A 24,119-nucleotide genomic window follows, 5' to 3' on the forward strand; every position below is an offset into this window, starting at 1 on the left:
CTGTCCGTGCCATAGCAAGCATAGTCAGTCACAGGAGGAATTATGACAGGAAAGACGCATCTGGCCATAGGCGCCTTTGTAGGCGCGGCATCCGCCGCCTATTTTTCATTCGGGCTGGAGCAGGCGGCATACTTCATCGGCGTCTCCGCCTTCTCCGCCCTAAGCGCCGACCTTGACGGTCCGAGCATGCTCAGCAGCAAGCTCGGCAAGCTGTCCAAGCTTATTCGCGAGGCGGCGCTCTGGGGCGGCGCCTTGTTTCTGGGCATTATCGCTTATTATTATTTGACCGGTCGACCGATATCGCCCTTGCTCGGCCTGAGCGGCGCGGCTGCGTTCCTGCTTGGGCTCGTCATGAAGCAGGGCTTCATCCGCAACGCGCTTGTCAGCGTTGTCGGCGCAGCCTTCATGTATGCCGGCTACCGAAATCAAATGATCTGGCTGATCGGCTTCGGCTTATTCGTCGCCTGGGTACCGTGGCTGAAGCATCGCGGGATGACCCATACGATTTGGGCAGTACCGATCTGGGGAGCCATTGCCTGGGGACTCGAGAAGCAGCTGCAAATCGAAGGACTCGCGATTACAGCCATGCTCGGCTACTTGTCCCATCTCATCGCGGATACCCTTACGCCAAGCGGCGTGAAATGGCTGTATCCGATCGTCAAAAAATCTTTTAAAATTCGGATGTGAGGATAACCTTGAGAACGGATTACGAGAATTGGAAACCGCTTGCTGTTGATGAAATGAACAACTTATTTTACAACCTGCCTGTGCAATGGTGCATCGCCGGCGGTTGGGCGCTCGATTTGCACATAGGCTCGCAAACAAGGAAACACGGAGATGTTGATGTCCTTATTTTGCGGGAGGAGCAATTAACCGTTTATCGTCATTTATCGCAGGACTGGATGCTCTACAAAGCGGAGAATGGCGAATTGGAGCTTTGGAGGGAGGACGAATATCTCGACTTGACAGGCGATGTTTGGGCGTGCAAGGATGATGCTTCGCCATGGGCCTTTCAATTGATGCTCGTAGAGACCGAGCAAGACGATTGGATTTATCGGAGAGAACAATCGATACGCCGCGCGCTGAGGGATATTACCTTGAAATCGCCCGAAGGAATTCCCTACTTAAGGCCGGAAATCCAGCTGTTGTATAAAGGCGGCAGCAAGAACATCCGAAGCAAGGATCATGACGACTTTCATACGATCCTCCCTTCTCTTTCACCGCAAGAAATAGAATGGCTTGCATCGGCTTTGCGGAAGCAATTTCCGGAAGGGCATGCGTGGGTCGATATTATCCGCCAAAAGAAGGACAGCCGCTAGAGCTGTCCTTTTGCTTGCTGCATATCCTCTACTCTTTCACCTCGACGACAATGCTGTCGACAAGCTTGCCGCCTACAAAGGGCAGCAGCCGCCATACGCCGGCTTCAGGCAAAGACATCGAACTGGGTACGCTTCGATCCGCGCCGTTCAGCGCTCCCCCAAGGCTGAAGCCATCGAATACTCCAATCATCTGGTTGTTACCCTTCTTAACGGCCATCACGGTTAGCTTACCGTCCAGCTTCTGGTCAGCTTCCCAGAAATGCCACATGTACTTGTTCCCTTTTCCTGCGATAAAGCCGGGGTCAATGAATCCTACTCGCTGCTCTATGCCTCTTAGAGAATAGCTTCCCGACTTGAATAGCGGACTAAGCTCCCAGGAAGGCTCTCCCACGGACAAAATCACATCGCCATACGTTTCCCCGTCCAGCTCAACCTCGTACATCCACATCCCTCCCAGCGGTAGCGCGATTCTTGCGGTAAAACGCCCCAAGCTGTCGTACCCGCTGCTCGGCTCCGTAATCCGGACGGGGGGCACCCCGGTCACTTGCTGGCCCGTCTTGATATGAATCGCACGGATCGAAAGCTCCTTGCCTTGAAACGCGGTGAAAGGCTCCGTGAAATGAAACATATACCCTGCGGGACTGCCGGCCCGCAGCTCCGGTTCGGGAAAGACCTGGAAAAGCAGTTCTCCGTTATCGAAATAAGCGTTTCGCTCCTTGACCGGTTCGGGAGGCACTATTTTCCCATCCATGCTAAAAAGATACAAAAGGATTGAACTCAAGGCTGCCGCCGCAAGCAGGATGGAGGCAAGCCTTAACTTTAACCCGCGCTTGTTTGTTCTTCCCGTTTTGTGCCGGATCTGCGATCTTAATGCCTCTGTAAAATGCGGCTGATCAAACGGCATCTCTTTCAGGCGTTCAGCCCATTGCGGTTTTTGCATGTTTGTCATGGCGTTCACTCTCCTCTCCTTTCGGTATCCAGCAGCGCGGACATTTTGTTCTTCGCCCGGTGCAGCCGCGATTTCACCGTACCTTCCGAAATTTGAAGCGAAACGGCAATTTCACCGATCGGCAGCTCGAAATGGTAGGCTAATATAATGACCTCTCTGAACTTGACGGGGAGCTTCATAACCTGTTCCCAGATTTCTCTGGATGCCATCCGGTCCAAGACAGCCTGCTCCGCCGACGGAGACTGCCCTCTAAGATGCAACAGCGTGTCGATTAGCGTAACTTTCCGGATAAACGCGCTTTTTAAATAATTAAGTGCCTTATTGCGCGTTATACTAAGAATCCAGCTCTTGATTGCAGACGCTCCGCGAAAGGTATACAGCCGGTTATACACGATCAGAAAAACATCCTGCGTAATATCATCCGCCGCATCCGCGCGGCGGGTCAGGAAATAAGCAAAATTCCAGACATCCTCGCCATACGTTGTCATGAGATCCTCCAGCACCAGATCACGGTCGAAGCCCGGAGCCAAATACTGCACATAATGCTTCTCCACATCCATTCACCTCTAACTAATAAGACCATCCAGCGGCGGAAAAGTTCCCGAACTCTGATTATATTTTACCTGAGTCATTCAGTTGGCGGTTAAGGCGGAGGCATGCCAAAAAGCACTTCCTTCATCCGAAGAAGCGCTTTCCGTCATTCAGCCAATCAACTTAAACATGTTAGGCTTGCCTATCGTTCTTTTCCTGTATTAGCGTCATTATGTAAAGTTGTTTAATTTCCAAATTACGCAAGACGGTTTACTCACTAAAAAAGGAATGGATACCGTCAGCGCCAATCGGAAAAAATACTTTCGAACTGCTTCTTACTACATGAATTTATCGGAGGTATGGGACAAATGAAGAAGTACGTCGCGGTAGCAGCTACAGCCTTGTTACTTTTAACCGGCTGTACGGTTAATGACAACAACAATGCCAACAATGCTGCTAACAACAACAATCAGAATAATCAGGCTCGTCAGCAAGCCGCACAGAACCCGGCACGCATCCATTCGAATGCGGCCCGTTCGTCTCAACAGCTTGCGAATGTGTCGCAGACGCTGGCATCTTCTATCGCTACGCCCGGCACATCCCGAACCGTACAGATGAAGCAAATGCCCGGCATGCCCGGCAACATGACTGGCAACATTCCGGATTGGCTTCGCGGATATTTTCCTAATTTACCTGCCAATCCCGGACAAGCGCCTAATACGGGACAAAATCCTGCGACAGGCCAAAACCCGGGAACAGGTCAAAATCCGGGAACAGGTCAAAATCCCGAAACAGGCAGAGCCCCGGATACCGGTAATAACACGGCTGTATCCCAATATGAGGAGCAAGTTCTAAAGCTGTGTAACCAACACCGCGCAAGCGCGGGATTAGGCGCTCTTAGCATGGACAGCAGCTTATCGAATGTCGCTCTGCTCAAAGCCAAAGACATGATCAACAACAATTATTTCAGCCATCAATCTCCGACGTACGGGTCTCCGTTCGATATGATGAAGCAGCACGGTATAACCTATAGATCCGCAGGGGAGAATATCGCAAAAGGCCAGACCAGTCCGGATCAGGTTATGAACGACTGGATGAATAGTCCCGGACACCGTGCGAACATTCTAAACAACAGCTTTACGAAACTCGGTGTCGGATACTACAACGGCGCATGGGTTCAAGCCTTTACAGGCTAATGCGAAATCAATGCAGGCTGCAGCGATAACTCGCTGCGGCCTGCATCTCTTTAGACGGTTATTAATTTTTGTTGAAGCAGCATGGCTAAGCTTTCTGATGTCTCCCAGACGATCGGACGAATGGTTGAAGACAGAACGGCCAACCGGTCCGTCTCACTCCGGTTCACGGTCCAAATAACCGGGATGTTCAGACCAAGCGCATAACCGGCCGCAAAATAAACTTCAGGCGAATGCGTGGACAAATCCGCGATGACAAGTTTGCTTTTGGAAACCTGCTGCATGAGATCGATATCGTGTTTTCTTCGGGCGGCAGGCTGCAGCAAGCGGGGCAGATAACCGCATTGTTCAAGCTTGGGCAGCACCTTGTCCGTCCATTCCGCATACTTGTCATTATTTTCCGTCAGCAGCACGAAGCAAGCCTTCAGCTTTCTTCCGCCCGCTCTAGCGGCGGCCTCGCTCCACCCTTTCTCGGTAAGCTTAAACGTTACGCTTTCCCTTACGATCGATCGCTCTTCACGAAGCTTCTCAATGATATAAACGAGCTCCTGCTGGTTTGGCGAATAGGTTAAGTTATAGCTATTGGACAGCGGCTGTATAACGATGGGGTCTCCCGGCCCCTCCGAATGCCGGTACAAATATTGCAGCAGCCGGCTTTCCTTCTCTTCGATAGACACCGGAATTTGCGGAGATTTACCGATTGTCTCTAAATCGTCAACCGACAGCACAACCTTCTCCTCGCAATCGGTCAGCTCGCGGATATAAGCCGATATGATCGGAAACAGCAGACGTTTCTTATGATACGGGAACGCGCGGATGGAATCGTAGCTGTCTCTTACAAGGCTGTAAGAGCCGTCCGGCGAGCACCAGCAGCCTATGAATTTATCGTGATCGCCTGCCGATTCGACCGGAACGATTGCATCGCAGAACAAACAAAGCTTCTTTAACATACCGTTTAATCCCCCCTCCATGTTATCATTCGCAATGATAACCCGAAATGAGGGTAGAAAGGACGGGTAAATATTACCTCATGCCATCAGGAGACGGCTAGCTTACGTATAAGCGAGCGGATATCCAATTCCGCCAACGACTCTAACCTGAGGTCAAATTCGCCGAATAGTAAATTCTTCGTTAGATCGTTTGGCACGATGACAATTTTCATTCCGGCTCTCTGCGCGGCTAATGCGCCGTTTGGCGAATCTTCCAGGGCAATAGCCTCCGACGGAGAGACGCCAAGGCATTTTAATGCTTCAATATAAAGCGCCGGATCGGGTTTTACTCGCTTTACATCCTCCCGAACCCGGATACAATCGAAATAATCCGCGATACCAAGTTTGGCCAAATACCCCGTTACCCACTCTCTTGACGAGCTGGAGGCAAGCCCTATTTTTATCCCTAACTGCCGGGCATGGATTAAATAATCCGTTACTCCCGGTCTTATTTTCTCCTTCGCGAGAAGCGCATCATATGTCGCTCTGCGTATGGAACGAATCTCTTCGCGGTTCAATGTCCTGCCAACGCACTGATCCAAATGGTCATAAGGGTTAAAGTGACTCGCATCGGTACCGACCCATTGACCCCATACATTCAAATCTAATTCAACTCCATGCTTTAGAAAAATCTCTCTGAAAGAAGCATATTCCGGTGTCTCCGTATCAAGAATAAGACCGTCAAAATCAAAAACAATCGCTTTAATCAACTGTTCATCCCCCTTGATCCGGATTATTCCTGTTCAATAACGACAACTTTCTCAGCTGCTGCCTGTAAAGGATACGAATTATCAACCCCTCCGTCAATCCAGTACTGTACTTTCTTTCCCACTTTCAATTTGGATGTATCGGTGCGCAACCATATGGCATCCCCTTCATGAGACTCAGAAATACCAATCCGGCTTTTACCGAAGTCAGACTCATTGGCTTGGTCTAGAACTAAAATTCTCCCCTCGCTGATCTCAAGAATGAATCCTTGACCTGTCGGTGCCGCTGACTCAGCATTTGTACCGCATCCCCCAAGCACGCCAATCATCATGGTCAATACGGCCGCCACTACATATTTCACCAGCTCACCCCTTATCACCTATCTGAGTATTAACTTTTAAACGTAAATAGAACGGGGTTTGTTTCGCCGGAATCCAGAACTGCGCTCTATGCCTTACGCAAAGGCTATGTTTAACTTGATTGGTGATTTTCTTCAAATTAAATGATCTGACTCTTCCTAATTTAAGCTCTGTAAACTTTTCGGACAACAGTATTTTCGATTTGACGCCGCTTACTTCGTTTCCATCACTAACGAGGATCGACGTTAAAAACAACCGAATTGAGGATATCCTTCCTCTCAACCAAATGTTTAGCCTTGACTGCATAATTCTGCGACATAATCCGGTAAAAAACATTCATGAACTGCAGCTTCCGAAACTTAGTCATCTGTATATCGACGGTGTCGAAACCGAGGATTGGAGCTTCTTGCAATAGGGATTCCCAAAACTAGAATACGTTTCGATCTCCGACGAGGGAATGACAGGCGCCTCAAGCAAGAGTATAAAGGAAGTCATTAGGAGCAAAAAGTTTGCTGTCTCTTTACCGGTCAGGGATTTTGATGAAAATGAAACCGGATAATTCGGACTTCTTCGTTTTGTAAAATAAATTGCAAACTATTTCGAGATCTCGTACACTTGCACCATATTTTCTTCTGACGTCCCAACACCTGGCGAAGTCGCGCGTTTTCCTAGATGTAAAACAATTCATGATCGAATGGAGGAGTTAGCAATGGAAGAGGTAAAAGTGACGGGGACGACGATCGAGAATTTGGGCATACTTGATTTGATCGATAAGAAGCCGGAGGATTTGGCAGCCGTGACGCAGATACAAAACGTCGGTGTTGTTCTCGCTCCCGAAGCGTTGTCCGGCGCCTTGATGAAGATTCCGCAGAAAAATGTCGGATTGATTGTGACGATCCCGCCGACATCCGGGAAAATTAAACGGCTGACCGGGCAGCTAACGGTGGACGGTGAAGCGTTTGCAAACCACTCGGGTTCTCCCGAAGACATGCTGGTCATTGCCGGTCAGATCATCATCACATCCGAGATCGAAGTGGTCGGTTTCAAGGAAGTGATCGTAGCGGGCCAAATAATCGCCCCCAAGAAAGCGGAGAGAGCATTGGTGGGCGCGGTATCACAACTCACCGGCCAAATCGTGTATTATACAGGGGAAACGCCCAGGTTGTTTGTCGGGAATGATACATTCTCGAAGGCTTTCCTCGATCTTATCGACGGCAATATGTCGATGATCCTTATCGGGAGTTTCGAATTCGGCTCAGATGTCGATACGTCCACGCTCAAGCAGAAGATAACGGAATTAGTCTTGATCGGCGAACTGAGAGCTCCGAAGGAGCTCATTCCACTGCTCCAACTCCTCGCCGTCGTTAAATTGGGAAACATTGTAGGTAAAGAGAACGTAGAGGCACAGAGCGAGCAATGAGGAAGGACTTGTTCCATGATCTGTACGTCACATACTCCCGGCAGGTCTATTCATACCTGCTGGGGCGCACGGGGGGGAGCAAAGATGTCGGCGCGGATTTGCTTCAGGACGTCTTCATGCGTATCTGGAATCGGATGGAAGCTCTTGAACGAATTCCCGAAGATCAGCGGATCTACTGGATCTTCTCCGTCGCTTCCAACCGGGTGAAAGATTACTACCGGAAGTCATCGAACCAGCGGCATGCGGAAGAGCAGCTACGCGACCGGAACAAAGGGGGAGGAGGCCCAACCGAGGACCTCTCCCAATTGTTGTCGGGCCGCGAACGGTATCGAGAGCTTGAGTCGGCCATTGGCGCGCTCCCGGAGGAACTTCGTTGCATCCTTCTGATGAAAGTCGTCGGCGGGATGAACAGCAGCCGGATTGGCGAAGCGCTCGAGATGCCGGCCGGCACGGTGCGCTATAAAATATCGCAAGCTCGGGCGCTTCTTGCCGGACGGCTGGGACTGTCAGAGACCAAATTGGCTGCGACGGAAAGGAGTAACTCTAATGGATGATGAGCTCATGGATCTGAAGTTTCCTGCTGAAGCGGATGACCAGTTGAATCGGCTCCTGGCGAAGTGGGCGCTGCAGGTCCAATTGTCGCTACAGGAAGAGGAAGAGCTGTACGATCGAATTTTCGTTATTGCCGACGATTTGGGTTATGACTGGTGGCGTCAATTGGGTGAAGGCTTTTCCTTCCAAACGTTGAACGTCTTTCCCGCATTCGTTTTCCGCAACATATAAAAGACTCGTTATTCGTTTGAAAATGCGCACAACCACAGAGTAACCATGACTCCGAACTAAAATTGCGAATTTGTTATAAATACTAACTAATTGAGTTTAGTTCGGGGTAATATTATGGAAGTTCGTATTTAACTGATACCGGACAAATGAAGTTGACTTTTCTCTGGCTCAATAGTTCATTTTAATGCTGAGTATCGGAATTATCGGAACTTTTCTAACTTGTTAAGACGTATCTCCCCCGTATTGCTTCATCTTCTGGATCAAGACAGAGCAAAGTTCCAATCGATGTAACTCATCAATTCCTAAACATCAGAAAAGAACAGAGCAGCTTCTCAGACCTCCGCTCTGTTCTACGAATATCCGTTTATGACTCCATCACATAAGCGAGCAGAAGAGCCGCCGTATTGACAACCGCATCCGCATGCGTCCTCTCCATCCCATGCGAGGCATGGACGCCCGGACCGATCAGCGCCGCGCGGATATTGCTGCCCCCGCGCAGCGCCGCCGATGCATCCGATCCATAATGGGGGTAGATATCGACCGCATAGGGGAGCTCCTCGCGCTTGGCCAGCTCGATAAGCCGGGAGGTCATGTTGTAATCGTACGGGCCTGTGGAGTCCTTGGCGCAAATGGATACATCCCGCTCGGTTGCCGAGAGATCATCCCCAAGCGCGCCCATGTCGACGGCAATCAGCTCCGTAATATCGGCCGGAATAAACGAGCTCCCGTGGCCGACTTCTTCGTATGTGGAGAAGATGAGCTTAATCGTGCAGGAAGGCACAACGCCTTCCCGTTTCAGCCATTCCATGAAGCCAAACAAGGCGGCAACGCTGGCTTTATCGTCCAGATGACGCGATTTGATCCAGCCGTTCGGCAGTATACGGGTTCGCGGCTCCCATGATATGAAATCGCCTGCGGCGATGCCAAGCTTCCCTGTCTCTTCCTTCGACTTCACGGTCTCGTCGATACGAATCTCCATATTCGCCTCTTCGCGTTTCCAGTCCCTGGCGTCCGTGTACACATGCACGGACGCTTTCGTAGACAGCACGGTTCCCTCATAGGTTCGGTTGTCCCGCGTATGAATCCGGCAGTATTCTCCTTCGACCGTATGCATCGCGTAACTGCCGATCGGCGTGAAACGAATCATGCCGCTTGGCTTAATCGAACGAACCATCGCTCCAAGCGTATCGAGATGCGCGGAAATTCCGATCACTTGGTCCGCCATTTGCCCCGGGATGGTGATCATCCCGTTTCCCTTTGGCGTCATTTCCAACTTATATCCCAGCTTGCCAACTTCATCCTTCATGTATTTCATAATAGCCATGCAATAACCGCTTGGACTCGGGATGCCCAGCAATGCCTCCAGCTGATTCACGATATACTCGCGGTTTAACTGCGGTTTAAGCGGCGAAGTCATGCTCGCGTTCCCCTTTCATGATTGACTTGAAATATCGGTGCCTAGCAAATACTTTCAGTATATCCGATTTTCTCGCATCACATCACGTATGGGGAGCAGGGCAGTTCCAGTTATCCCTGACTGAGCTTCGTAAAAATTTGGAAGGTTACGCCGAACCTATCCGTCACGACAGCAAATGCCGGGCTAAAATATTGCTCTCCTAACGGCTGTTCGACGCGACCGTCCTGACGTAAGGCTTCGTAGAACTGCCTCGATTGTTCAATGTCGGTCGTCGTGATACAGATCGTCAGCAGATTTCCTTGATGAACCGGCTGGCCGGGTATTTGATCGGCCACAAACAATTCCGAATCGGCGACCTTCAGTACAGCGTGCGCGACAAGGTTTTTCTGTTCTTCCGGGACGGGCAATTCCGGAGACCCGGCCCCTTCTCCGACCGTTTCTTTGAAGAGAACTTTGGCATTCAAAGACTTCTCATAGAACGCAATCGCTTCCGCGGCCTTCCCATCCAGCATGATATAAGCGTTTAATTGTACCGTCATTCTAAACATCTCCTCTATTTTTTATTGTTGTTGAATCATGGACCTGTAACCAATTGTAGACCATAATAGTGACAACCCTTGTCATAAATGCGAAGAATGTGCAACCTTCCCTAATCTTCTTCGTCTAGAATTATATGAGATGAATACTCCCGCCACTTACCGATGCAGTCGCATTGGCTGAGTGATGACAATGATCTGCGGAGGCAAACGAATAGCCGCCAAATGACACCATAACAGATGCCTGCCGTTCTCGTGAGCGGCTGGTTTTGGCTCCTCTGTCACTTTAGACGACTATTTCGAATGACAGCCAAGCAGAAACGCCTATCGGCGCCCATTATAAGTGCTAAACTTATAAATTATAAAGTCTTATATTTGAACAAATTCCCATATACCAAGTAATAACCACTTTTTTATAAAGGAGTCCGACATGCCAAATCAACCGTTCGAAGCAGTACCCCATTTAGAGCGTCCAAAATGTCCGTTCACCATCGAAGTGCCGGGAGAAGGAACGGCAGCCGCGGCCCCCGATCGTTCCGTTGTCGTGCTGGGAGCCATGACGGAGGGCCCCGTTCTGCAGGATGCCCAATCCGAGAACGCCGACCTGTTAAACGCCATCATCCAAGCCCTCCTAGAGCTGAATATTCCCCGGGAAAATATCCAAACAAAAGATTTTCGAATCGAGGTTCAGTACGATTACGTAGACGGGAAACAAATCTTTCGGGGTTATCAGGTAACCCATCTTCTGCAAATGACAACCGATCAGGTTGACCAAACGGGACTCATCATCGATACTGCCGTTGCTAACGGGGCCAATACCGTCACCAGCATTGAATTTACAACCTCACAGCCTGAAAAATACGAGAATCAGGCCTTATCTTCGGCTATACGAAGCGCCCTGCAGAAGGCTCAGACGATAGCGGGGACCTTAGGCGTAGCCCTCTCGGCGATCCCCTGCCAGGTTCAGCAGGTATCCCGTACAGCCGAGCCGCCCGTATTATTCAAAGCCGCCCAGCTGTCGGCCGGCGCGGCTACCCCGATCGAGCCGGGACAGTTAACCGTACATGCCGCCGTCCGGGTCTGGTACATGTTCGGGTAATACATTCATTGTAAGCGTTAAACCTGACCCGCCTTCAACGTCAGGCTTAAGTGCATTTTTATGATTTAGCCGAACATCGTTCTAATATAATTCCGTTTGTGACTTTACTTATTTAAAATAGGTATTTCACCAAGCAGCTTCTTCAAGTTAATAGAGTCCCACGGCATATGCTCCGTTATACCTAATCCAACGACATCTGCTTCTTCAGATAGTCCTTTAAGCAGATTAAGTAGTTGAAGCATTTGCATTGTTCCCGCAGGAGAAAAATGATAAGGTGCTTCAGGGTTGGCGAATAATAAAGAACGAAATGCTTTTGGGTCAAGCACATCTAAATCAAGGTGAATAGCTAGGTGCTTTATGCCACTTTCTTTAATCCACGCTTTTATCGATTCCATACTGTTCGTTAACTCTTTGGTTCCAGCAGTTTTAATACCTAGTCTTTGAATGACTTCTGTATCTTGTTCTGTTGGAGCTATACCTAATCTTTGAAACGCTTCCGATACCACTTCTGTTTCTTGTTCTGTAGGAGTTGCTAATCCCGCAATAAAGACATTTTCAGGTTTTAGAGGGACTTTCACATGTTTTACGAACTCTTCGTCTCCTATACCCAAAAGATTCCCGAGAGGTAATGCATGTCCGTTATCATACCCGACATAATTGACTAAATCGGAGTGAGCATCGATCCAAATTAAACCTAATTCCCCGCCGTATCGCTCGTTTAAATAGGCGAAGGGGGCTTGTTCGACCAAGCAGTCGCCACCAAACATTACAATGCGATCCGGCTTATGGGCATCAATAATATGATGAGCAGACTTTAACTGATCAAGCAGCTGGTTTCTCCCATTCATACCGTTCTCGTTTTCAAGAGGAGTTCCATCATAAGCTTGAACCGGAACGTGAATGAGGGGTTGATCATTGTCCGGAGCCAGCCAAGCAAGCAGTTCGGCTCCAAAAGAGTAGTTAGGGTTGTTTCCCCCTTGCCATTGCGGCATTAAAAGACGTATTGTTTTTTTAGTCATTTTTTACTCTCCTTTACTTCAAAGTAAAGTTAGTATAAAGTGAACGCAAATATAAAAATAGTACGCACTTTTTTGAAAGGTACTACCAGAAAGGATAGTGTAAATATGAGTATGACTGAATTTAAAGGCAAAGTTAAAAACATTCAAGATACGCCTTTTGGTTATACATTGTCAGTTATTGGAGGTAAATGGAAAATGGTTATCATTTATCTCCTCGCGGAAAACCAAACGGTTCGCTTTAATGATTTGAAAAGACAGATTGGGGCTATTACTTATAAAACATTGAGTTCACAACTGAAAGAATTGGAAGTGGATGGTTTGGTGAAACGGAAAGAGTATCCTCAAGTTCCTCCTAAAGTCGAGTACAGTCTCACGGATAAAGCGGAAACGCTATTACCCGTTTTGGAAGAGCTATGTGAGTGGGGAGTAAAAAACCAAAATAATTAAATCCGGTTATCTAATTGCTCTCGTAATAGTGAGACCATACTGCTGAAGGCTGGAGAAACCCCTTTATTTATTGATAAATTGAAGCAGATGATCGATGGATTGCTTTACTTTATTCGTCGTTATGAATTCAAACAAATCCCCCTTTTCATCTACCCTCTGCTTCACGTTTTTTATTGTAAAATCGCGAGGAGAGAAACCGGTTCGGACTTCCTCCCATGTAACGGGAGTCGACACCGATCCTTCCTTTCTTGCGCGCAGGGAATAGGGGGCCGGCAAAGTTCTCCCTTCCCCATGTTGAATATAGTCAAAATAGAGCTTTGTCCCCCTATTTTTGACAAGGCGTTCAATCGTCACCAGCTGCGGATACTTATCCGCAATATAGTGGGCAATAAACTTATTTAAATGACGTGTTTGCTCATAGGTGTAGCGCACCTCAATCGGGATGTAGATTTGCAAACCCGAAGAGCCTGATGTTTTTGGCTGGCTGACCAATCCTAACGAATCGATGACTTCTTTAATTCGCAAAGCGACTTCTAATACTAAGCTAAAGTTATCCACATCGGTAGGATCTAAATCAAACACTAATTCTGTCGGGAGATTTGGCCGATCATAAAGATTGAACGTGACATGAAGCTCCAGGCATGCTTGATTTCCAAGCCACACTAACGTTGGAATATCATTGGCAAGTATGTAATTATTTTCTCGCCAGGCATGCGTAGCGACCCAATCGGGAGCATGATCCGGAGCGTTTTTTTGATAAAACGATTTGCCATGAATCCCGTTAGGATAACGAATGGTGGTTAATAACCGGTCCTTTGCATAAGAGAGGAGGCAGGGCGCCATTTCAATCAAATATTTGATATAGTCCAGCTTGGATATCTGGGCTTCCGGCCAAAGCGGTTTCTCCGGATTCGTAATTCGAAGCGTGCGTCCTTCAACTTCAATCTCGAACTCCTTGATCATGATTCCCACCTCGCCTGCTCAGGGGGACTTTGCGTGAAACCAAGGATTTTAGGATGCCGCAAAAGACCATCGTCCGTCAACTCCATAAATTCAGCAAGTAAGGTTAACTGCGGCTTGATCCATCTTATCGGTAAAGGCTGAACCGGGGGATTGAGGAACGGGCTTCCCGGCTGTTCCAGCTGCGGAACAAAGACATGCAACAATTGCAAATCCTTTCCTGTAAGACCGGTAGAGATTTTTCCGACAAAACGCAATTGGTCTTCCATATAGACCCCGATGAGTAACGAATTAGGATAGCCGTCCTTATATTGGACACCCCCAACCACGCATAACAATTGCTTTTTTACTTTTGTCTTATGCCAATGCTTATGTGCTTTTCCGCCGATATAAGGCGAATTCAAGTCTTTAGAAACGATTCCCTCCCATTTTAGCTCCGCCATTTTGGCAAACAGATCAAGACCATCGGTCTGGCTTTCTACAAGGTAAAGCCAATTCGTTGGCCTTACAATGTCATGAAGAGTAACTAAACGTTCCGTTAAAGGGCGTTTTCTGAGATCTTCTCCGTCCTTCATCAGAATATCAAACACGTGATACTCGAGCGGAAATTCTTTCATCATTTGCTTTACTTTTTCCGTTTTGGAGCTGCGGTCCCTCCGGACTACGCGTGAGAACTGCGGTTTTTGCTTTTCTGTACGAACAATGACCTCACCGTCCAAAATAAAGGATTTCGCTTTTACATGATTGGATATTTGTTCGATTTCCGGATACTGCACGTTTCGTTTTTTTTGATTTCTGGTATACAGCTCGATAGAGGCAGAATGAACCATACAAAGAATACGAATGCCGTCATACTTAATCTGATGAATCCAATTCGGCTGGGATGGCGGCCGGTCCATTAAGATTGGTTGCATTAGGGGAAATAGCTGGTCCATATCCGTTTCCTTTCTGACGTTTTATTTAGATTCTCAGTTGCTCGCGGCAAGTGCGTATACGTATTTCATTTCATCCCGAAGAGAATATTCCCGGGAACCCGGCGTCTCCAAGATGAAAGGCAGATCCCTTAATACAGGGGTGTGCAAAAGTTCCTTCATATTTTTTTCGCCGATATACCCCTTTCCGACATTGGCATGCCGGTCCCTGAAAGAGCCGCTTGGATATACGGAATCATTGAGATGGATCGCTTTAAGGTCGGGAAAGTACCCAAGCTCCAGCCCCTTCTCCACGACAGCGGTCCAATTATGCCCTGTCCACAATCCGCTTGCGAATGCATGACAGGTATCGAAGCAATATCCAATTTTATCGGGGTAATCCGTCAGTTTGCGGATTTGCACAAGCTCCTCTAACATGATCCCCATTTTTACCCCGTGTCCGGCATTATTCTCAATCAGCAGAAGGGATTTGCCTTCCCAGCTCATCAGAACTTTATTGAGCATATCGATCATTAATTGATATCCCCGCAGGGGATCTGTGCCCTTATATTTCCCAAAATGCACGACAAGTCCGATAGAGCCGCACGCTTCAGCAATATCCAAATCGTTTAAAATAGAACGAAGCATCACTTGCCGCATCTCGGGATCTTCAACCGATAAATTCGTCATATAAGGCGTATGAGCTATGGAAACCAGTCCATGCTCTTGGCAGAAACGAGCGCAATTATCTGTATCCCTGTGATCAAAGGATTTCAAAGACAGGCTGCGCGGGTTTTTAGGAAAATACTGAAAGGCCTTCCCCCCCAGCTTGACCGTTTCCCGGGCCGCGGCGAGGTATCCTTTTCTAATCGTCACATGGCCCCCCAGCTTCATTCCTTTTCCCTCCCGCCCCAAAACCATTTCATCAACTTACGCTGATATAATCTCAATTTAATTGCTAATATTTGTACTTATCTATTGTTTTCTGCAAGTTGATTTCATATTCACTGCAAACAAAAAGACCACCCATACTCAGGTGGTCTTTCCCGGTTCGTTTGCTGATTGATTGGATGGGCTACAGAACTCTTCTTGCGCTGACATAGTGGCTTGACCACCAGCCGGAGCTTAGGCTGTTAACCGCTAATCCGTCCTTGGAAGGGGTGTTATGAATGAACTTCCCGCTTCCCATATAGATGCCGACATGATTGATCGCCCTGTTATTTCTTCCGATCGTATCGAAGAAGACAAGATCGCCTTTGCGAAGATTGCTCTTGCTGACTGCCGTGCCTTGGCTCTTCTGTGATCTTGTTCCCCACTTTAAATCAACGCCGACTTTGGCAAAAATAAACTCCGTAAACGAGGAGCAGTCAAAGATCAGACGGCTTACATTCCGTGTTCCATAGTCATAGCTTACGCGCCCTTGGTAGCTCTTTGCCAAGCTAATCACCCGGTCGGCTTTCGAGCTGCTTGTTTGCCCGCTTCCGCTTCCGCTGGACGAACCATTGTAATTCGTATATTTGCTATTAGCTGATATGTAACCGATCTTCCCGTTCTTCCGCTGCACCTTGAGCCAGTATCTGTTCACTTTGGAAATAACGTTAATATTCTCCCCTCTGGAGAGGAAACCGATCTTGCTCCCGCTTGTGCTTGGCTTTGATCTAAAATTAACGCCATAGGTGACTTCCGTCTCGTAGGTCGTAGCGGCTGATACCGTAGCAGCCAGCGGGGCATGTCCGATGTCTAGTGCCGATACTCCTGCCGTTGCACAAACTCCTAAGATAGTAACTTTTGCGATGAATGACTTAAGTTGCATGTATTTATTGCCTCCATTACGTTTGATGCCATAAATATACCAGATTTTTTCCTTCCTAAATAATTCCTCTGAGAACTAAAAACTAGATATAACGGTAATTTCAGCCCTTTTATTAGAAAATAATTAGAAAGCTCTCATTTAAAATTATGATAGAAAAAGAAAGAGAATTGTAAATCATTGCCGAATGGTGACTAGGACAACCGGCTGCATCATATACTTCCACTAAGGGAGGGGGAGGCTGTATATGCGATTCACGGTCCAATATATACCTCTGAACAGGATCAAGCCCGATGGAGCCGCCGGAATGACCGCGCAAATCCGCAAGCTGCGCAAAATGATGTGGGATTGCATGAATTTGCTCGTTGTGCGAAAAAACCGCAAGGACGGGAGCTACATGATCCTGATCGGAAATGACCGGTACGATTTTCTCCGCAAGCATACCAAAAATATCATGGCGCCATGCCTGGTCGACGAAAGCAAGTCCAAGACCCAATTCAAATCCTGGCTCTACAGGCTGCGCAGAAAACGTCTGATGAACGAATTCCCGGAATGGAAGGTGCACCGTCTATCGCCTGCCGCTTTGTCCATCTTTCGCGCCTTCTTGAAGGAAGAGCCCCGGTTCAAGCGGCTTTCCCGCAAGGAGCAGCTGCAGGTGCTCATGATGTCCGTACGTTACAAGAAGATTGTCGTCGGCACCATGAAGACGAAGGTGGATCAGCTCATACCGAAGCCGTAAGCCGCGTCGTCAAGTCAAAACCGTCTCAATAAACACCGTCGGATGAAGCGCTAAATCCACTTCGGAGATGTCGAGCTTATCGCCGTTCGCTTGGGCAATACGAACAATCGGCCGCCCCGGGAGGCCGCGGTGCTGACGCACAACAACGCCGGTCTCCTTCGTGGAAAGACGGACAGCCGTGCCATTCGGGTAGACCGAAATGTTTCTTATAAAATGGACAAGGATTTCATGGTCCAGCTGCTTCTCCGACATGGCCATGAGCTTCTCGCACGCTTCATCCGGAGAATGTCCTCCACCATGGAGCGGATTGATTAAATTATCAAATAGGTTGGAAGCGGCCACGATTTTGGCGTAGGGATGAATTTCCGCTGCCGTTAATCCGCGGGGCTCGCCTAGACCGTCGGGCTGTTCATGGTGCTGCAGGGCAATATGAGCAACCATCAATCCGAACTCCTGCTTGGACTTCAACTGTTCAAATCCGCGCCATGTATGATGAACTTTTTTCTCAATCGGCACCCCGTTATTTGAATCCGCGCCTGCTGCGCGCAGACCGATCTTTCCGATATCATGAAGCAGCGCTCCGATCGACAGTTCCTTCAACTGACTGTAATTTAACCCCATATTCATTCCAATGACCGTAGACATCAGACACACATTCATGGCATGTACGAAATGCGCATTATCCTCTGTGCGTATATCTGTAAGCTGGATCAGCAGTTCTTTGCTGCTCATCACATCGTCGAGAATCCGTCCGATGCTAATGCCGATATTTCTCGAGCTCCATTCCTTTCCGGAACGAATCGCCTCGAACGCGTCATTCATTTCCTGCATAACCGCCTGTTTGGTTACTTCGCTGACGATTTCCTCCGGATCTACGTCATCGAATACCGGATCTTGTATGTAAAGCATCGTAACCCCGATCCGATTAAGCGTATTTATCATGTATACGGTAAGGGAGACACCGGCTGCCAGCAGGACTCTGCCGTTTCCGGAATAAATCGATTTACCCAGGACCTGTCCCGGCTCCACGTTTTCCAACCCTACATATTTCATCAATCATCCCCCGCAATCTTCTATTTGTTGATCTCATTATACGTTAATTTGTTTGCTATCCATATCCGAAATATATTGTGATAAGTGCTATATAAGATGAACAAAATAAATGACTTCAGCTGTTATCGCTTCGAGAGCAAATCATGTTAGAGTCCACGTGTGAATGAACAATAGCCGGTTTTCCTCAAAGTAGGGAAAACCGGCTTTTATAGGGTTGAAAGTTACTTAGCGCATATATTCGTTAATTATATGATAGGAGAGCTCATCCAGGATTGCATACACATCCTCCTATGGAATTGTTTTTACTTTCTCATAGTGATGTTCCTGAGCTTTCGAATCGGTGATGTCGATCGTAATCTTCCAAGAGCCTGTTTCGTTCAAATAGTCGCCTTCGGTTTCATACGTATACTTATCGAAACCTTCGTAGCCGTATGGATCGGGTCCGCCCCTCTTGTACTCGAACGGAATGATGATCCCTTTCCCCTCGCCAGTCTCTTTCCCCGCTTGAACATACACGTTATCGGGAGGACCCATTCCAGTCGGCAGCCACACATCCAATCGGTACGTTTGTCCTTTCGATTCCATCTGGTTCATGCGGAAAGACATATGTGCCTTGTTGCCCATGACGTGCCAGTAGACAGGCTCGGATGCCGCCCTTATTTCAGGGGGAGAGGTCGTTGAAAGCATACCGGCTAAAACAAATGCGGTAAGCGCCAGGAACACTTCCAATCGGACGATCGCTATAAATCTTTGGAGCGCGTCCGTTTTCGATTTGCTGGTTGCTTCAACTTCCATGCGGGGGATGATAACCAATCGATGAAATGCACCGATAACAACGACGAACAACAAAATAGCGGTTTTTGCCAGCACCAGTTGTCCATATTCGCTTTGAAACAACGCGTCCCACGATTTCAATCTAAACAGGGACAGCGCGATCCCGCTGAGGGCTACCAAGATAACGGAAGGCATAGCAATACGGGTAAACCGCCGTACGAGTGAATCGATTTCCCTCCAGTTAGATTGGAATAGTTCCTTGTTCAAAGTAGCGGACACTATCCCCGTTAATCCTCCAAACCAGACCGCAGCTGCTATCATGTGCAGCGTATGTGATAAAACGGCAAGCAAAACGCCGGATGAAGAACCGTAAGCATGCCCGGTTAACGGAAACAGGAGAACAAGCGCACAAACAACTGCCGCTTTCAAGACGGTCGCCCGGCGCTCGTCCCGATTCGGCGCAAATGACAACGTAAGCAGCAAAAAGGTTAATGCCGGTTTCAGCCAAGACGCCCAGCCGATCATCGTTGTCCCGAGGATCGTCAATATTAGGTCTCTTGCTCCGCCTGTTCCGATTCCGCTTAATTGCTCGGCCAGAATCCATACATGCAAAGCCTCTGCCGCGCAGAACCCGATCAGTGCGATCCCATACAGCAATCTTTCATTCCGCTTGGCAAACAAGGCAGGTACATCAGGTTTGTTCACGCCCCATAAGGTATAACGGAAAAAGAAAAATCCGGCGATGCAAACGGCGAACAAAACTTCAACTATACGGAGAAGCTGATAAACGAATGTTCTCCAACCGCCGCTATGTCCCGAATCATCATGATGGCGGTTATGCGCTTCTTCGACGGTCAAGGTCGAATGCTGCTCATGTCCGGTTGGGCGATTCTCCGGCTGATCCGTGCTCTCGCCTGATTTCACCGACTTCTCGCTATCCGGCGTGGAACTTGGCCTCATGCCCTGAACCGGAGCTTCCGGAACAAGCTTCGATGATTCAGGTGTCGCTCCCGCTCCTGCCTGTTGATCCTCCCTCTTTCCGGATGGAATAGTCTCATCCGGCTTGATTCCGGTGTGCGGATTCACCGGAGTTGGCTCAGGCTTCTCTTCGGCCGGCTTCGGAACAGGAGATGACTGCTGATTCTTGCCTGGCTCCGTTGCAGGAGCTGGATTTGTTAAACCCTGCGGTATCGGGGCATCCTCTTCGTCAAGAGAGATCGTTTCGTCCGGTTTTTCTTCTTCGAGCGGAATCGCGACAGAAAAGCGAAACGATCCTTCCGTTACATGAGTGTCCACGGACAGTACCTGCCACTTTACCTTATAGACGCCGGCTGCCAACTCGGAAACTTTAAAAATGAGCCAACTTTTATCCTCTGCGCTTAGCCTCCCCTCAATGGATTTCCCTTTTTCATCCTCCAACGTAATTTGACTAAGCTTCGGATCAATCTCTTCTGTAAACTTTATACGAATTTCTGACGGTGATTCCTTGAGTTCCTCATTTTGCAAAGGCGAGGAGCGTTCCAGATTGGCATGCGCGCTAGCGAGCGTAGGCACGGCAAGCAGCAGCATCATCAGAAAGACGCAGGTTCTGAACCCTCGCATTGACATTTTGTGATCAATCCCTTCCAAATCAAAGGAAGCCGCCGAAAAGCGGCGGCTTTAATCCGGTAAAATTGCGATTATTTGTAAATCAATACGGCGGCTCTTGTATCGCCAACGGCCGGCAAGTACTCTATCGCTGCTCCCAAATCCCCGGCAATCGTCCGAACCGGAGCGGAGTCGTTGCCATGATAAGAGGCATCGAGATGCTGCTTGATAAAAGAGGCACTGGCGTATGTCGTACCGTTCACAATTTCAACACCCGCAGCATCGACGAGCTTGCCATTCACATAGACGTATGGCACAGGGTTCGGTTTTGAGGATGAAGACAGCATTATGGACCCGTTCTGCACCGTAAATGTCATAGTCGCTTCATAGTTAACCCGGCTGTACTCGCCTTCCTTGCTTTCATCCGTCGACGGTTTCGCACGAAGCAGGTAATAGTCGGCCGGACCTGTTTTGAACGATATTCTACCATCCGCATCGGTCGTAAACGTCTGTGCTTCCGAGCTGCTTCTACGAATTAACGATACTTCCGTATTCGTAAGCGGCTTGCCTTTCATAAACAATTGAACGCTCACTTGCTCATTCGGCGTTATGGCGGCAGGATTGAACTCAGGCACCAATTCCGCACGATCGGTGCTCACCGCTTTGGAAAATCCTTTGAGCGCCGTTACGCGCTCCACTGTCGGAATGTCGCTCACGGCGACAAAACTTTTGGCGCTGCGAAGCGTTCGGCTAGCAACGTCGCCATGCTTGAAGATACTGTCTCCCTCGACAGAAATAATGTAGGCACCTGGAGAAGAGGAAGAGAACGTAGCGATAAATCCGTTGTTGACTGCAGGTTCCTCTTCCGTCGCAGCTTCTCCGGTGTAGAATCGGGTGCCGGTAATATCCGCCTTCTTGCCGGCGGGAGTCGTTACGTAAACTTTGGAACTATCGGTACTCCATTGACCGGCAATGCGATAGCTTTTGTGCTCATTGGAGTGATTGCCTAGCAGTAGATCGACATAGGAAACCTCGCCTTGCGCGATGATCGGCGCGTTCGTCTGCGACCAGCCGTCATGAGCGAATACGGACGAGGAAATGCTAAACGTCAGCAGGACCGCAAGTACTGTTGCTGCAAATTTTTTTTTGAACATAATGACTAACCCTCCCGATAAGATAAGTGCTGTTATCTTCCAAATTATATCGGGAGGCCGGAAAAGATAGAATGACTATAAAGAGCTATTGTGGACGTACGATGTGAACGAATTGTGGCAGTACGTTTAATCCTCAGTTTTGAAAGTATCCTTGCTCATAAGCATAACGCGCCAATTGTACGCGATTTTCGAGATGCAGCTTTTGCAGAATGTTTTTCAAATGATTTTTAACCGTATGTTCGGAAATGTTGAGTTTAGATGCAATATCCCGATTGGACGAGCCTTTTGCAACCCAGCTTAATATTTCTTGCTCCCTGGCGGTTAAAGGGCTGCTGACGGTTTTCGGTATTTCCTTATTGGAAAATTCCTGCAAAATCCGCCGGGCGAATTCTCTGGATAAGGGCGCCTCATCGAAAGCAACTGCTTTAAGATATTCGTGCCATGCTTCCGGATTCAGATTTTTAAGCAAATATCCTTGAGCCCCCTTTTTCAACGCCTCGAATAGATGAGCAATATCGTCCGAAACGGTGACCATGACAATTTTGACATAAGGAAACCGCGACTTGATTTCTTTCGTTGCTTCCAAGCCGTCCATTACCTTCATGTTGATGTCCATCAGTATCAGGTCCGGCATCGATTGCTCCGTCAACCTTATGGCCTCTAATCCGTTGCATCCCTCTCCAACGATCTCAAATATCGGATCCGCACTCAGGATCTCTCGAATGCCCTCCCGGGCATGATGATGATCATCCACAATTAACACGCGAACCGGCTGCGTCATGCGTGCTCACACCTCTCTTCTGATTTCTACCCTCGTATGCCCCTCTACCCGACTCAGTTGAAGCAGCCAACCCAGTTCCGCTGCACGTTCCTTCATGATTTTGAGCCCGAAACGATTTTCTTTATGAAACGGGTCCCCCTCGTATCCTTGACCGTCGTCGGTAATGCTGCAGAGCCAACCATTCGGAGTTACTTTCGCTTGTATCCGCACGTGCTGCGCATCCGCGTGTTTACGAACATTGAGCAGCGCTTCTCGAACCGAGCCGAAGAGCCCGACTTTCTCTTTCCGGGAGAGAAGATCCTCCGGAAGTGTCCAGTCGAACCGGACCGCTATGTCCGTTTCCTTATTAAACTCCTGAACCATACGGTGAAGCGATTCCATCCAGGGCATCATCTCTGCTTCGGGCGGATAACGCAAATTGGCAATTGCTTGCCGGACGTACTCATTCACCTCGTGTACGGTTTGGCGGACAGACTGAAATTTTCCCTCATGAACGGCATCTCGGGCTTCCATCCGGTTTACCTTGACCGAGAGGAGAAATAGGGATTGCGCTATCCCGTCATGAAGCTCCCTTGCAAGACTTTCCCGTTCCTGCATAGCCGCCTGCAAGGCCCTCGACCGTTGAAGCTCCTCCTGTATTTGCTCCAGAATAGAGAATAGCTTGGTTAAAAACAGAATCGTAACTGAAAACACGATAACCGGAGCCAGCATATTGCCCAGTTCCATCGAAATGTAAGCGAGCAGATATTCATGCCTGATATATTCCCATAAGCCGATCGTAAGTGTAGGAATAATTAAAATAAGCCATTTGATTTGTTTATACGACAATTCTCTTCCTCCTTCACATAAAAGATTACGGTTGAACATAACCCGATAGCGTTAAACCCATCACGTTTGCGAGAAAGCTAAAGCCTTCCGGATATGGAAGGCTCTTTGTCGCTTAAGCATTAGGAAGCTCTTTTCTTACGGAACCACAGAAACACCACGGCCACTGCGACGAGGGCAAGCAAGGCATACACGATATTCGAATAAACATCCATATATGCGACAATGGTTTCCCATGAAGCTCCGACTGCGGCGCCGATGTTGACCAGCAGCACATTCCAGATTAGCGATCCAAGCGTAGTCAGTAAAATAAACAGCCAAAAATTCATGCGGGTGCTGCCTGCCGGAATGGAAATCAGGCTTCGGATTAACGGAATCAGACGGCAGATGAATACGGTCCAAACTCCGTATTTCGAAAACCAGCCATACGCTTTGCGGACATCCTCATTGGTTAGTCTTAGAATACGCCCCCATCTCGTAATGATCCTCTCCATTCTCTCGACATTAATCAAATACCCGACGAAATATAACGCGACCGCACCAAGAATGGATCCGATCGTCGACGCGATGACGACTCCCATTATCGTCATACCGGTGTAGGTTGTCATAAATCCGCCGAAGGTCAGAATCACTTCCGACGGAATCGGCGGAAACAGATTCTCCAATGCAATTAATAGAAATACGCCCAAATAACCAAATTCATTCATCATTTCCGTAATCCAGTTCTCCACTCGTAAACACTCCTCTATTTTTATA

The 24,119-nt window shown here is 48.4% G+C and carries 27 protein-coding genes; 9 read left to right on the top strand and 18 right to left on the bottom strand.

Features of this window, described 5'->3' with window-relative positions; all coding sequences use genetic code 11:
* Window positions 1-42: 42 nt before the first annotated feature.
* Window positions 43-687 carry a metal-dependent hydrolase gene (locus H581_RS0131825; protein WP_029192776.1) on the top strand — a complete coding sequence of 215 codons (645 nt, stop codon included), beginning with the start codon at window positions 43-45 and terminating at the stop codon, window positions 685-687.
* 8 nt (window positions 688-695) lie between these two features.
* The gene (locus tag H581_RS0131830) at window positions 696-1,319 is read left to right on the top strand and encodes a nucleotidyltransferase domain-containing protein (protein WP_029192777.1); all 624 of its coding nucleotides are present in this window, start codon (window positions 696-698) and stop codon (window positions 1,317-1,319) included.
* Between the two features lie 28 nt (window positions 1,320-1,347).
* On the opposite strand, the gene H581_RS36810 is transcribed toward H581_RS0131830, so the two are convergent.
* Window positions 1,348-2,268 (bottom strand): DUF4871 domain-containing protein, encoded by a 921-nt coding sequence (locus H581_RS36810; protein WP_051251517.1) that lies wholly within the window; start codon window positions 2,266-2,268, stop codon window positions 1,348-1,350.
* Window positions 2,269-2,273: 5 nt separating this feature from the next.
* Window positions 2,274-2,828 carry an RNA polymerase sigma factor gene (locus H581_RS0131840; RefSeq protein WP_029192778.1) on the bottom strand — a complete coding sequence of 185 codons (555 nt, stop codon included), beginning with the start codon at window positions 2,826-2,828 and terminating at the stop codon, window positions 2,274-2,276.
* 339 nt (window positions 2,829-3,167) lie between these two features.
* Here H581_RS0131840 and H581_RS37560 point away from each other — a divergent pair, with 339 nt between their 5' ends.
* Window positions 3,168-3,995, top strand: a complete 828-nt coding sequence (locus H581_RS37560) for a CAP domain-containing protein (RefSeq protein WP_029192779.1) — start codon at window positions 3,168-3,170, stop codon at window positions 3,993-3,995.
* A gap of 50 nt (window positions 3,996-4,045) precedes the next feature.
* On the opposite strand, the gene H581_RS0131850 is transcribed toward H581_RS37560, so the two are convergent.
* From H581_RS0131850 to H581_RS0131860, 3 genes are all read right to left on the bottom strand, one after another.
* Window positions 4,046-4,942: a hypothetical protein gene (locus H581_RS0131850; RefSeq protein ID WP_029192780.1), complete on the bottom strand. Its 897-nt coding sequence runs from the start codon at window positions 4,940-4,942 to the stop codon at window positions 4,046-4,048.
* Between the two features lie 86 nt (window positions 4,943-5,028).
* On the bottom strand, window positions 5,029-5,691 hold the full coding sequence (locus H581_RS0131855) for an HAD family hydrolase (RefSeq protein WP_029192781.1): 663 nt from the start codon (window positions 5,689-5,691) through the stop codon (window positions 5,029-5,031).
* Between the two features lie 23 nt (window positions 5,692-5,714).
* Window positions 5,715-6,050 (bottom strand): DUF3221 domain-containing protein, encoded by a 336-nt coding sequence (locus H581_RS0131860; protein WP_029192782.1) that lies wholly within the window; start codon window positions 6,048-6,050, stop codon window positions 5,715-5,717.
* A 707-nt stretch (window positions 6,051-6,757) separates the two neighbouring features.
* Here H581_RS0131860 and H581_RS0131870 point away from each other — a divergent pair.
* The 3 genes from H581_RS0131870 to H581_RS0131880 are packed head-to-tail and all read left to right on the top strand — an operon-like array spanning window position 6,758 to window position 8,251.
* Entirely contained in the window at window positions 6,758-7,468 is a 711-nt protein-coding gene (locus tag H581_RS0131870; RefSeq protein ID WP_029192784.1) for a hypothetical protein, read from the top strand.
* Window positions 7,465-8,022 (top strand): RNA polymerase sigma factor, encoded by a 558-nt coding sequence (locus H581_RS0131875; RefSeq protein ID WP_029192785.1) that lies wholly within the window; start codon window positions 7,465-7,467, stop codon window positions 8,020-8,022. The genes H581_RS0131870 and H581_RS0131875 overlap by 4 nt, the downstream gene beginning before the upstream one ends.
* Entirely contained in the window at window positions 8,015-8,251 is a 237-nt protein-coding gene (locus H581_RS0131880; RefSeq protein ID WP_029192786.1) for a hypothetical protein, read from the top strand. The genes H581_RS0131875 and H581_RS0131880 overlap by 8 nt, the downstream gene beginning before the upstream one ends.
* A 364-nt stretch (window positions 8,252-8,615) precedes the next feature.
* On the opposite strand, the gene H581_RS0131885 is transcribed toward H581_RS0131880, so the two are convergent.
* Together H581_RS0131885 and H581_RS0131890 are read right to left on the bottom strand one after the other, a co-directional pair.
* Window positions 8,616-9,668 carry a M42 family metallopeptidase gene (locus H581_RS0131885; protein WP_029192787.1) on the bottom strand — a complete coding sequence of 351 codons (1,053 nt, stop codon included), beginning with the start codon at window positions 9,666-9,668 and terminating at the stop codon, window positions 8,616-8,618.
* 110 nt (window positions 9,669-9,778) lie between these two features.
* On the bottom strand, window positions 9,779-10,207 hold the full coding sequence (locus H581_RS0131890; RefSeq protein WP_029192788.1) for a VOC family protein: 429 nt from the start codon (window positions 10,205-10,207) through the stop codon (window positions 9,779-9,781).
* A 427-nt stretch (window positions 10,208-10,634) separates the two neighbouring features.
* Here H581_RS0131890 and H581_RS0131895 point away from each other — a divergent pair, with 427 nt between their 5' ends.
* Window positions 10,635-11,303 carry an SIMPL domain-containing protein gene (locus tag H581_RS0131895; protein WP_029192789.1) on the top strand — a complete coding sequence of 223 codons (669 nt, stop codon included), beginning with the start codon at window positions 10,635-10,637 and terminating at the stop codon, window positions 11,301-11,303.
* A 104-nt stretch (window positions 11,304-11,407) separates the two neighbouring features.
* On the opposite strand, the gene H581_RS0131900 is transcribed toward H581_RS0131895, so the two are convergent.
* Window positions 11,408-12,322 (bottom strand): arginase family protein, encoded by a 915-nt coding sequence (locus H581_RS0131900; protein ID WP_029192790.1) that lies wholly within the window; start codon window positions 12,320-12,322, stop codon window positions 11,408-11,410.
* Between the two features lie 105 nt (window positions 12,323-12,427).
* Here H581_RS0131900 and H581_RS0131905 point away from each other — a divergent pair, with 105 nt between their 5' ends.
* Entirely contained in the window at window positions 12,428-12,769 is a 342-nt protein-coding gene (locus H581_RS0131905) for a winged helix-turn-helix transcriptional regulator (protein ID WP_029192791.1), read from the top strand.
* A 63-nt stretch (window positions 12,770-12,832) separates the two neighbouring features.
* Here the strand turns inward: H581_RS0131905 and ligD (H581_RS0131910) are convergent, their stop codons facing one another.
* The 4 genes from ligD (H581_RS0131910) to H581_RS36820 form a co-directional block, all read right to left on the bottom strand.
* Entirely contained in the window at window positions 12,833-13,732 is a 900-nt protein-coding gene (gene ligD, locus H581_RS0131910) for a non-homologous end-joining DNA ligase (protein ID WP_036720736.1), read from the bottom strand.
* Window positions 13,729-14,664, bottom strand: a complete 936-nt coding sequence (ligD, locus tag H581_RS36105) for a non-homologous end-joining DNA ligase (RefSeq protein ID WP_051251518.1) — start codon at window positions 14,662-14,664, stop codon at window positions 13,729-13,731. Before ligD (H581_RS36105) ends, ligD (H581_RS0131910) begins: the two co-directional genes overlap by 4 nt.
* A 33-nt stretch (window positions 14,665-14,697) precedes the next feature.
* Entirely contained in the window at window positions 14,698-15,534 is an 837-nt protein-coding gene (locus H581_RS0131920; protein WP_029192793.1) for a deoxyribonuclease IV, read from the bottom strand.
* A 181-nt stretch (window positions 15,535-15,715) separates the two neighbouring features.
* A complete protein-coding gene (locus tag H581_RS36820; protein ID WP_051251519.1) occupies window positions 15,716-16,453 on the bottom strand; it encodes a C40 family peptidase in 738 nt (245 codons plus the stop codon).
* A 244-nt stretch (window positions 16,454-16,697) separates the two neighbouring features.
* On the opposite strand from H581_RS36820, the gene H581_RS0131930 reads away from it, so the two are divergent.
* A complete protein-coding gene (locus tag H581_RS0131930) occupies window positions 16,698-17,189 on the top strand; it encodes a hypothetical protein (protein WP_029192795.1) in 492 nt (163 codons plus the stop codon).
* 9 nt (window positions 17,190-17,198) lie between these two features.
* Here the strand turns inward: H581_RS0131930 and H581_RS0131935 are convergent, their stop codons facing one another.
* The 6 genes from H581_RS0131935 to H581_RS0131960 all read right to left on the bottom strand — a co-directional run bounded on the left by H581_RS0131935 (window position 17,199) and on the right by H581_RS0131960 (window position 24,094).
* Window positions 17,199-18,242, bottom strand: a complete 1,044-nt coding sequence (locus H581_RS0131935) for an HD-GYP domain-containing protein (RefSeq protein ID WP_029192796.1) — start codon at window positions 18,240-18,242, stop codon at window positions 17,199-17,201.
* A gap of 288 nt (window positions 18,243-18,530) precedes the next feature.
* Complete coding sequence (locus tag H581_RS0131940) at window positions 18,531-20,624, bottom strand: CopD family protein (protein ID WP_029192797.1); 2,094 nt, start codon at window positions 20,622-20,624, stop codon at window positions 18,531-18,533.
* 71 nt (window positions 20,625-20,695) lie between these two features.
* Window positions 20,696-21,757, bottom strand: a complete 1,062-nt coding sequence (locus tag H581_RS0131945) for a DUF4198 domain-containing protein (RefSeq protein WP_029192798.1) — start codon at window positions 21,755-21,757, stop codon at window positions 20,696-20,698.
* 133 nt (window positions 21,758-21,890) lie between these two features.
* Window positions 21,891-22,538 (bottom strand): response regulator, encoded by a 648-nt coding sequence (locus tag H581_RS0131950; RefSeq protein WP_029192799.1) that lies wholly within the window; start codon window positions 22,536-22,538, stop codon window positions 21,891-21,893.
* 6 nt (window positions 22,539-22,544) lie between these two features.
* Window positions 22,545-23,366, bottom strand: a complete 822-nt coding sequence (locus H581_RS0131955; protein WP_029192800.1) for a sensor histidine kinase — start codon at window positions 23,364-23,366, stop codon at window positions 22,545-22,547.
* 119 nt (window positions 23,367-23,485) lie between these two features.
* A complete protein-coding gene (locus tag H581_RS0131960) occupies window positions 23,486-24,094 on the bottom strand; it encodes a DedA family protein (RefSeq protein WP_029192801.1) in 609 nt (202 codons plus the stop codon).
* Window positions 24,095-24,119 lie beyond the last annotated feature (25 nt).

The sequence above is a fragment of the Paenibacillus harenae DSM 16969 genome (assembly GCF_000422465.1).
Taxonomy (GTDB): Bacteria; Bacillota; Bacilli; order Paenibacillales; family Paenibacillaceae; genus Pristimantibacillus; species Pristimantibacillus harenae.

What these genes read in the sequence shown, in the direction of transcription:
- H581_RS0131825 (WP_029192776.1), top strand. Translation starts at nt 43, where the DNA reads ATGACAGGAAAGACGCATCTGGCCATAGGCGCCTTTGTAGGCGCGGCA.
- H581_RS36810 (WP_051251517.1), bottom strand. Translation starts at nt 2,268, where the DNA reads ATGACAAACATGCAAAAACCGCAATGGGCTGAACGCCTGAAAGAGATG.
- H581_RS0131840 (WP_029192778.1), bottom strand. Translation starts at nt 2,828, where the DNA reads ATGGATGTGGAGAAGCATTATGTGCAGTATTTGGCTCCGGGCTTCGAC.
- H581_RS37560 (WP_029192779.1), top strand. Translation starts at nt 3,168, where the DNA reads ATGAAGAAGTACGTCGCGGTAGCAGCTACAGCCTTGTTACTTTTAACC.
- H581_RS0131850 (WP_029192780.1), bottom strand. Translation starts at nt 4,942, where the DNA reads ATGTTAAAGAAGCTTTGTTTGTTCTGCGATGCAATCGTTCCGGTCGAA.
- H581_RS0131870 (WP_029192784.1), top strand. Translation starts at nt 6,758, where the DNA reads ATGGAAGAGGTAAAAGTGACGGGGACGACGATCGAGAATTTGGGCATA.
- H581_RS0131875 (WP_029192785.1), top strand. Translation starts at nt 7,465, where the DNA reads ATGAGGAAGGACTTGTTCCATGATCTGTACGTCACATACTCCCGGCAG.
- H581_RS0131880 (WP_029192786.1), top strand. Translation starts at nt 8,015, where the DNA reads ATGGATGATGAGCTCATGGATCTGAAGTTTCCTGCTGAAGCGGATGAC.
- H581_RS0131885 (WP_029192787.1), bottom strand. Translation starts at nt 9,668, where the DNA reads ATGACTTCGCCGCTTAAACCGCAGTTAAACCGCGAGTATATCGTGAAT.
- H581_RS0131890 (WP_029192788.1), bottom strand. Translation starts at nt 10,207, where the DNA reads ATGACGGTACAATTAAACGCTTATATCATGCTGGATGGGAAGGCCGCG.
- H581_RS0131895 (WP_029192789.1), top strand. Translation starts at nt 10,635, where the DNA reads ATGCCAAATCAACCGTTCGAAGCAGTACCCCATTTAGAGCGTCCAAAA.
- H581_RS0131900 (WP_029192790.1), bottom strand. Translation starts at nt 12,322, where the DNA reads ATGACTAAAAAAACAATACGTCTTTTAATGCCGCAATGGCAAGGGGGA.
- H581_RS0131905 (WP_029192791.1), top strand. Translation starts at nt 12,428, where the DNA reads ATGAGTATGACTGAATTTAAAGGCAAAGTTAAAAACATTCAAGATACG.
- ligD (WP_036720736.1), bottom strand. Translation starts at nt 13,732, where the DNA reads ATGATCAAGGAGTTCGAGATTGAAGTTGAAGGACGCACGCTTCGAATT.
- ligD (WP_051251518.1), bottom strand. Translation starts at nt 14,664, where the DNA reads ATGGACCAGCTATTTCCCCTAATGCAACCAATCTTAATGGACCGGCCG.
- H581_RS0131920 (WP_029192793.1), bottom strand. Translation starts at nt 15,534, where the DNA reads ATGAAGCTGGGGGGCCATGTGACGATTAGAAAAGGATACCTCGCCGCG.
- H581_RS36820 (WP_051251519.1), bottom strand. Translation starts at nt 16,453, where the DNA reads ATGCAACTTAAGTCATTCATCGCAAAAGTTACTATCTTAGGAGTTTGT.
- H581_RS0131930 (WP_029192795.1), top strand. Translation starts at nt 16,698, where the DNA reads ATGCGATTCACGGTCCAATATATACCTCTGAACAGGATCAAGCCCGAT.
- H581_RS0131935 (WP_029192796.1), bottom strand. Translation starts at nt 18,242, where the DNA reads ATGAAATATGTAGGGTTGGAAAACGTGGAGCCGGGACAGGTCCTGGGT.
- H581_RS0131940 (WP_029192797.1), bottom strand. Translation starts at nt 20,624, where the DNA reads ATGTCAATGCGAGGGTTCAGAACCTGCGTCTTTCTGATGATGCTGCTG.
- H581_RS0131945 (WP_029192798.1), bottom strand. Translation starts at nt 21,757, where the DNA reads ATGTTCAAAAAAAAATTTGCAGCAACAGTACTTGCGGTCCTGCTGACG.
- H581_RS0131950 (WP_029192799.1), bottom strand. Translation starts at nt 22,538, where the DNA reads ATGACGCAGCCGGTTCGCGTGTTAATTGTGGATGATCATCATCATGCC.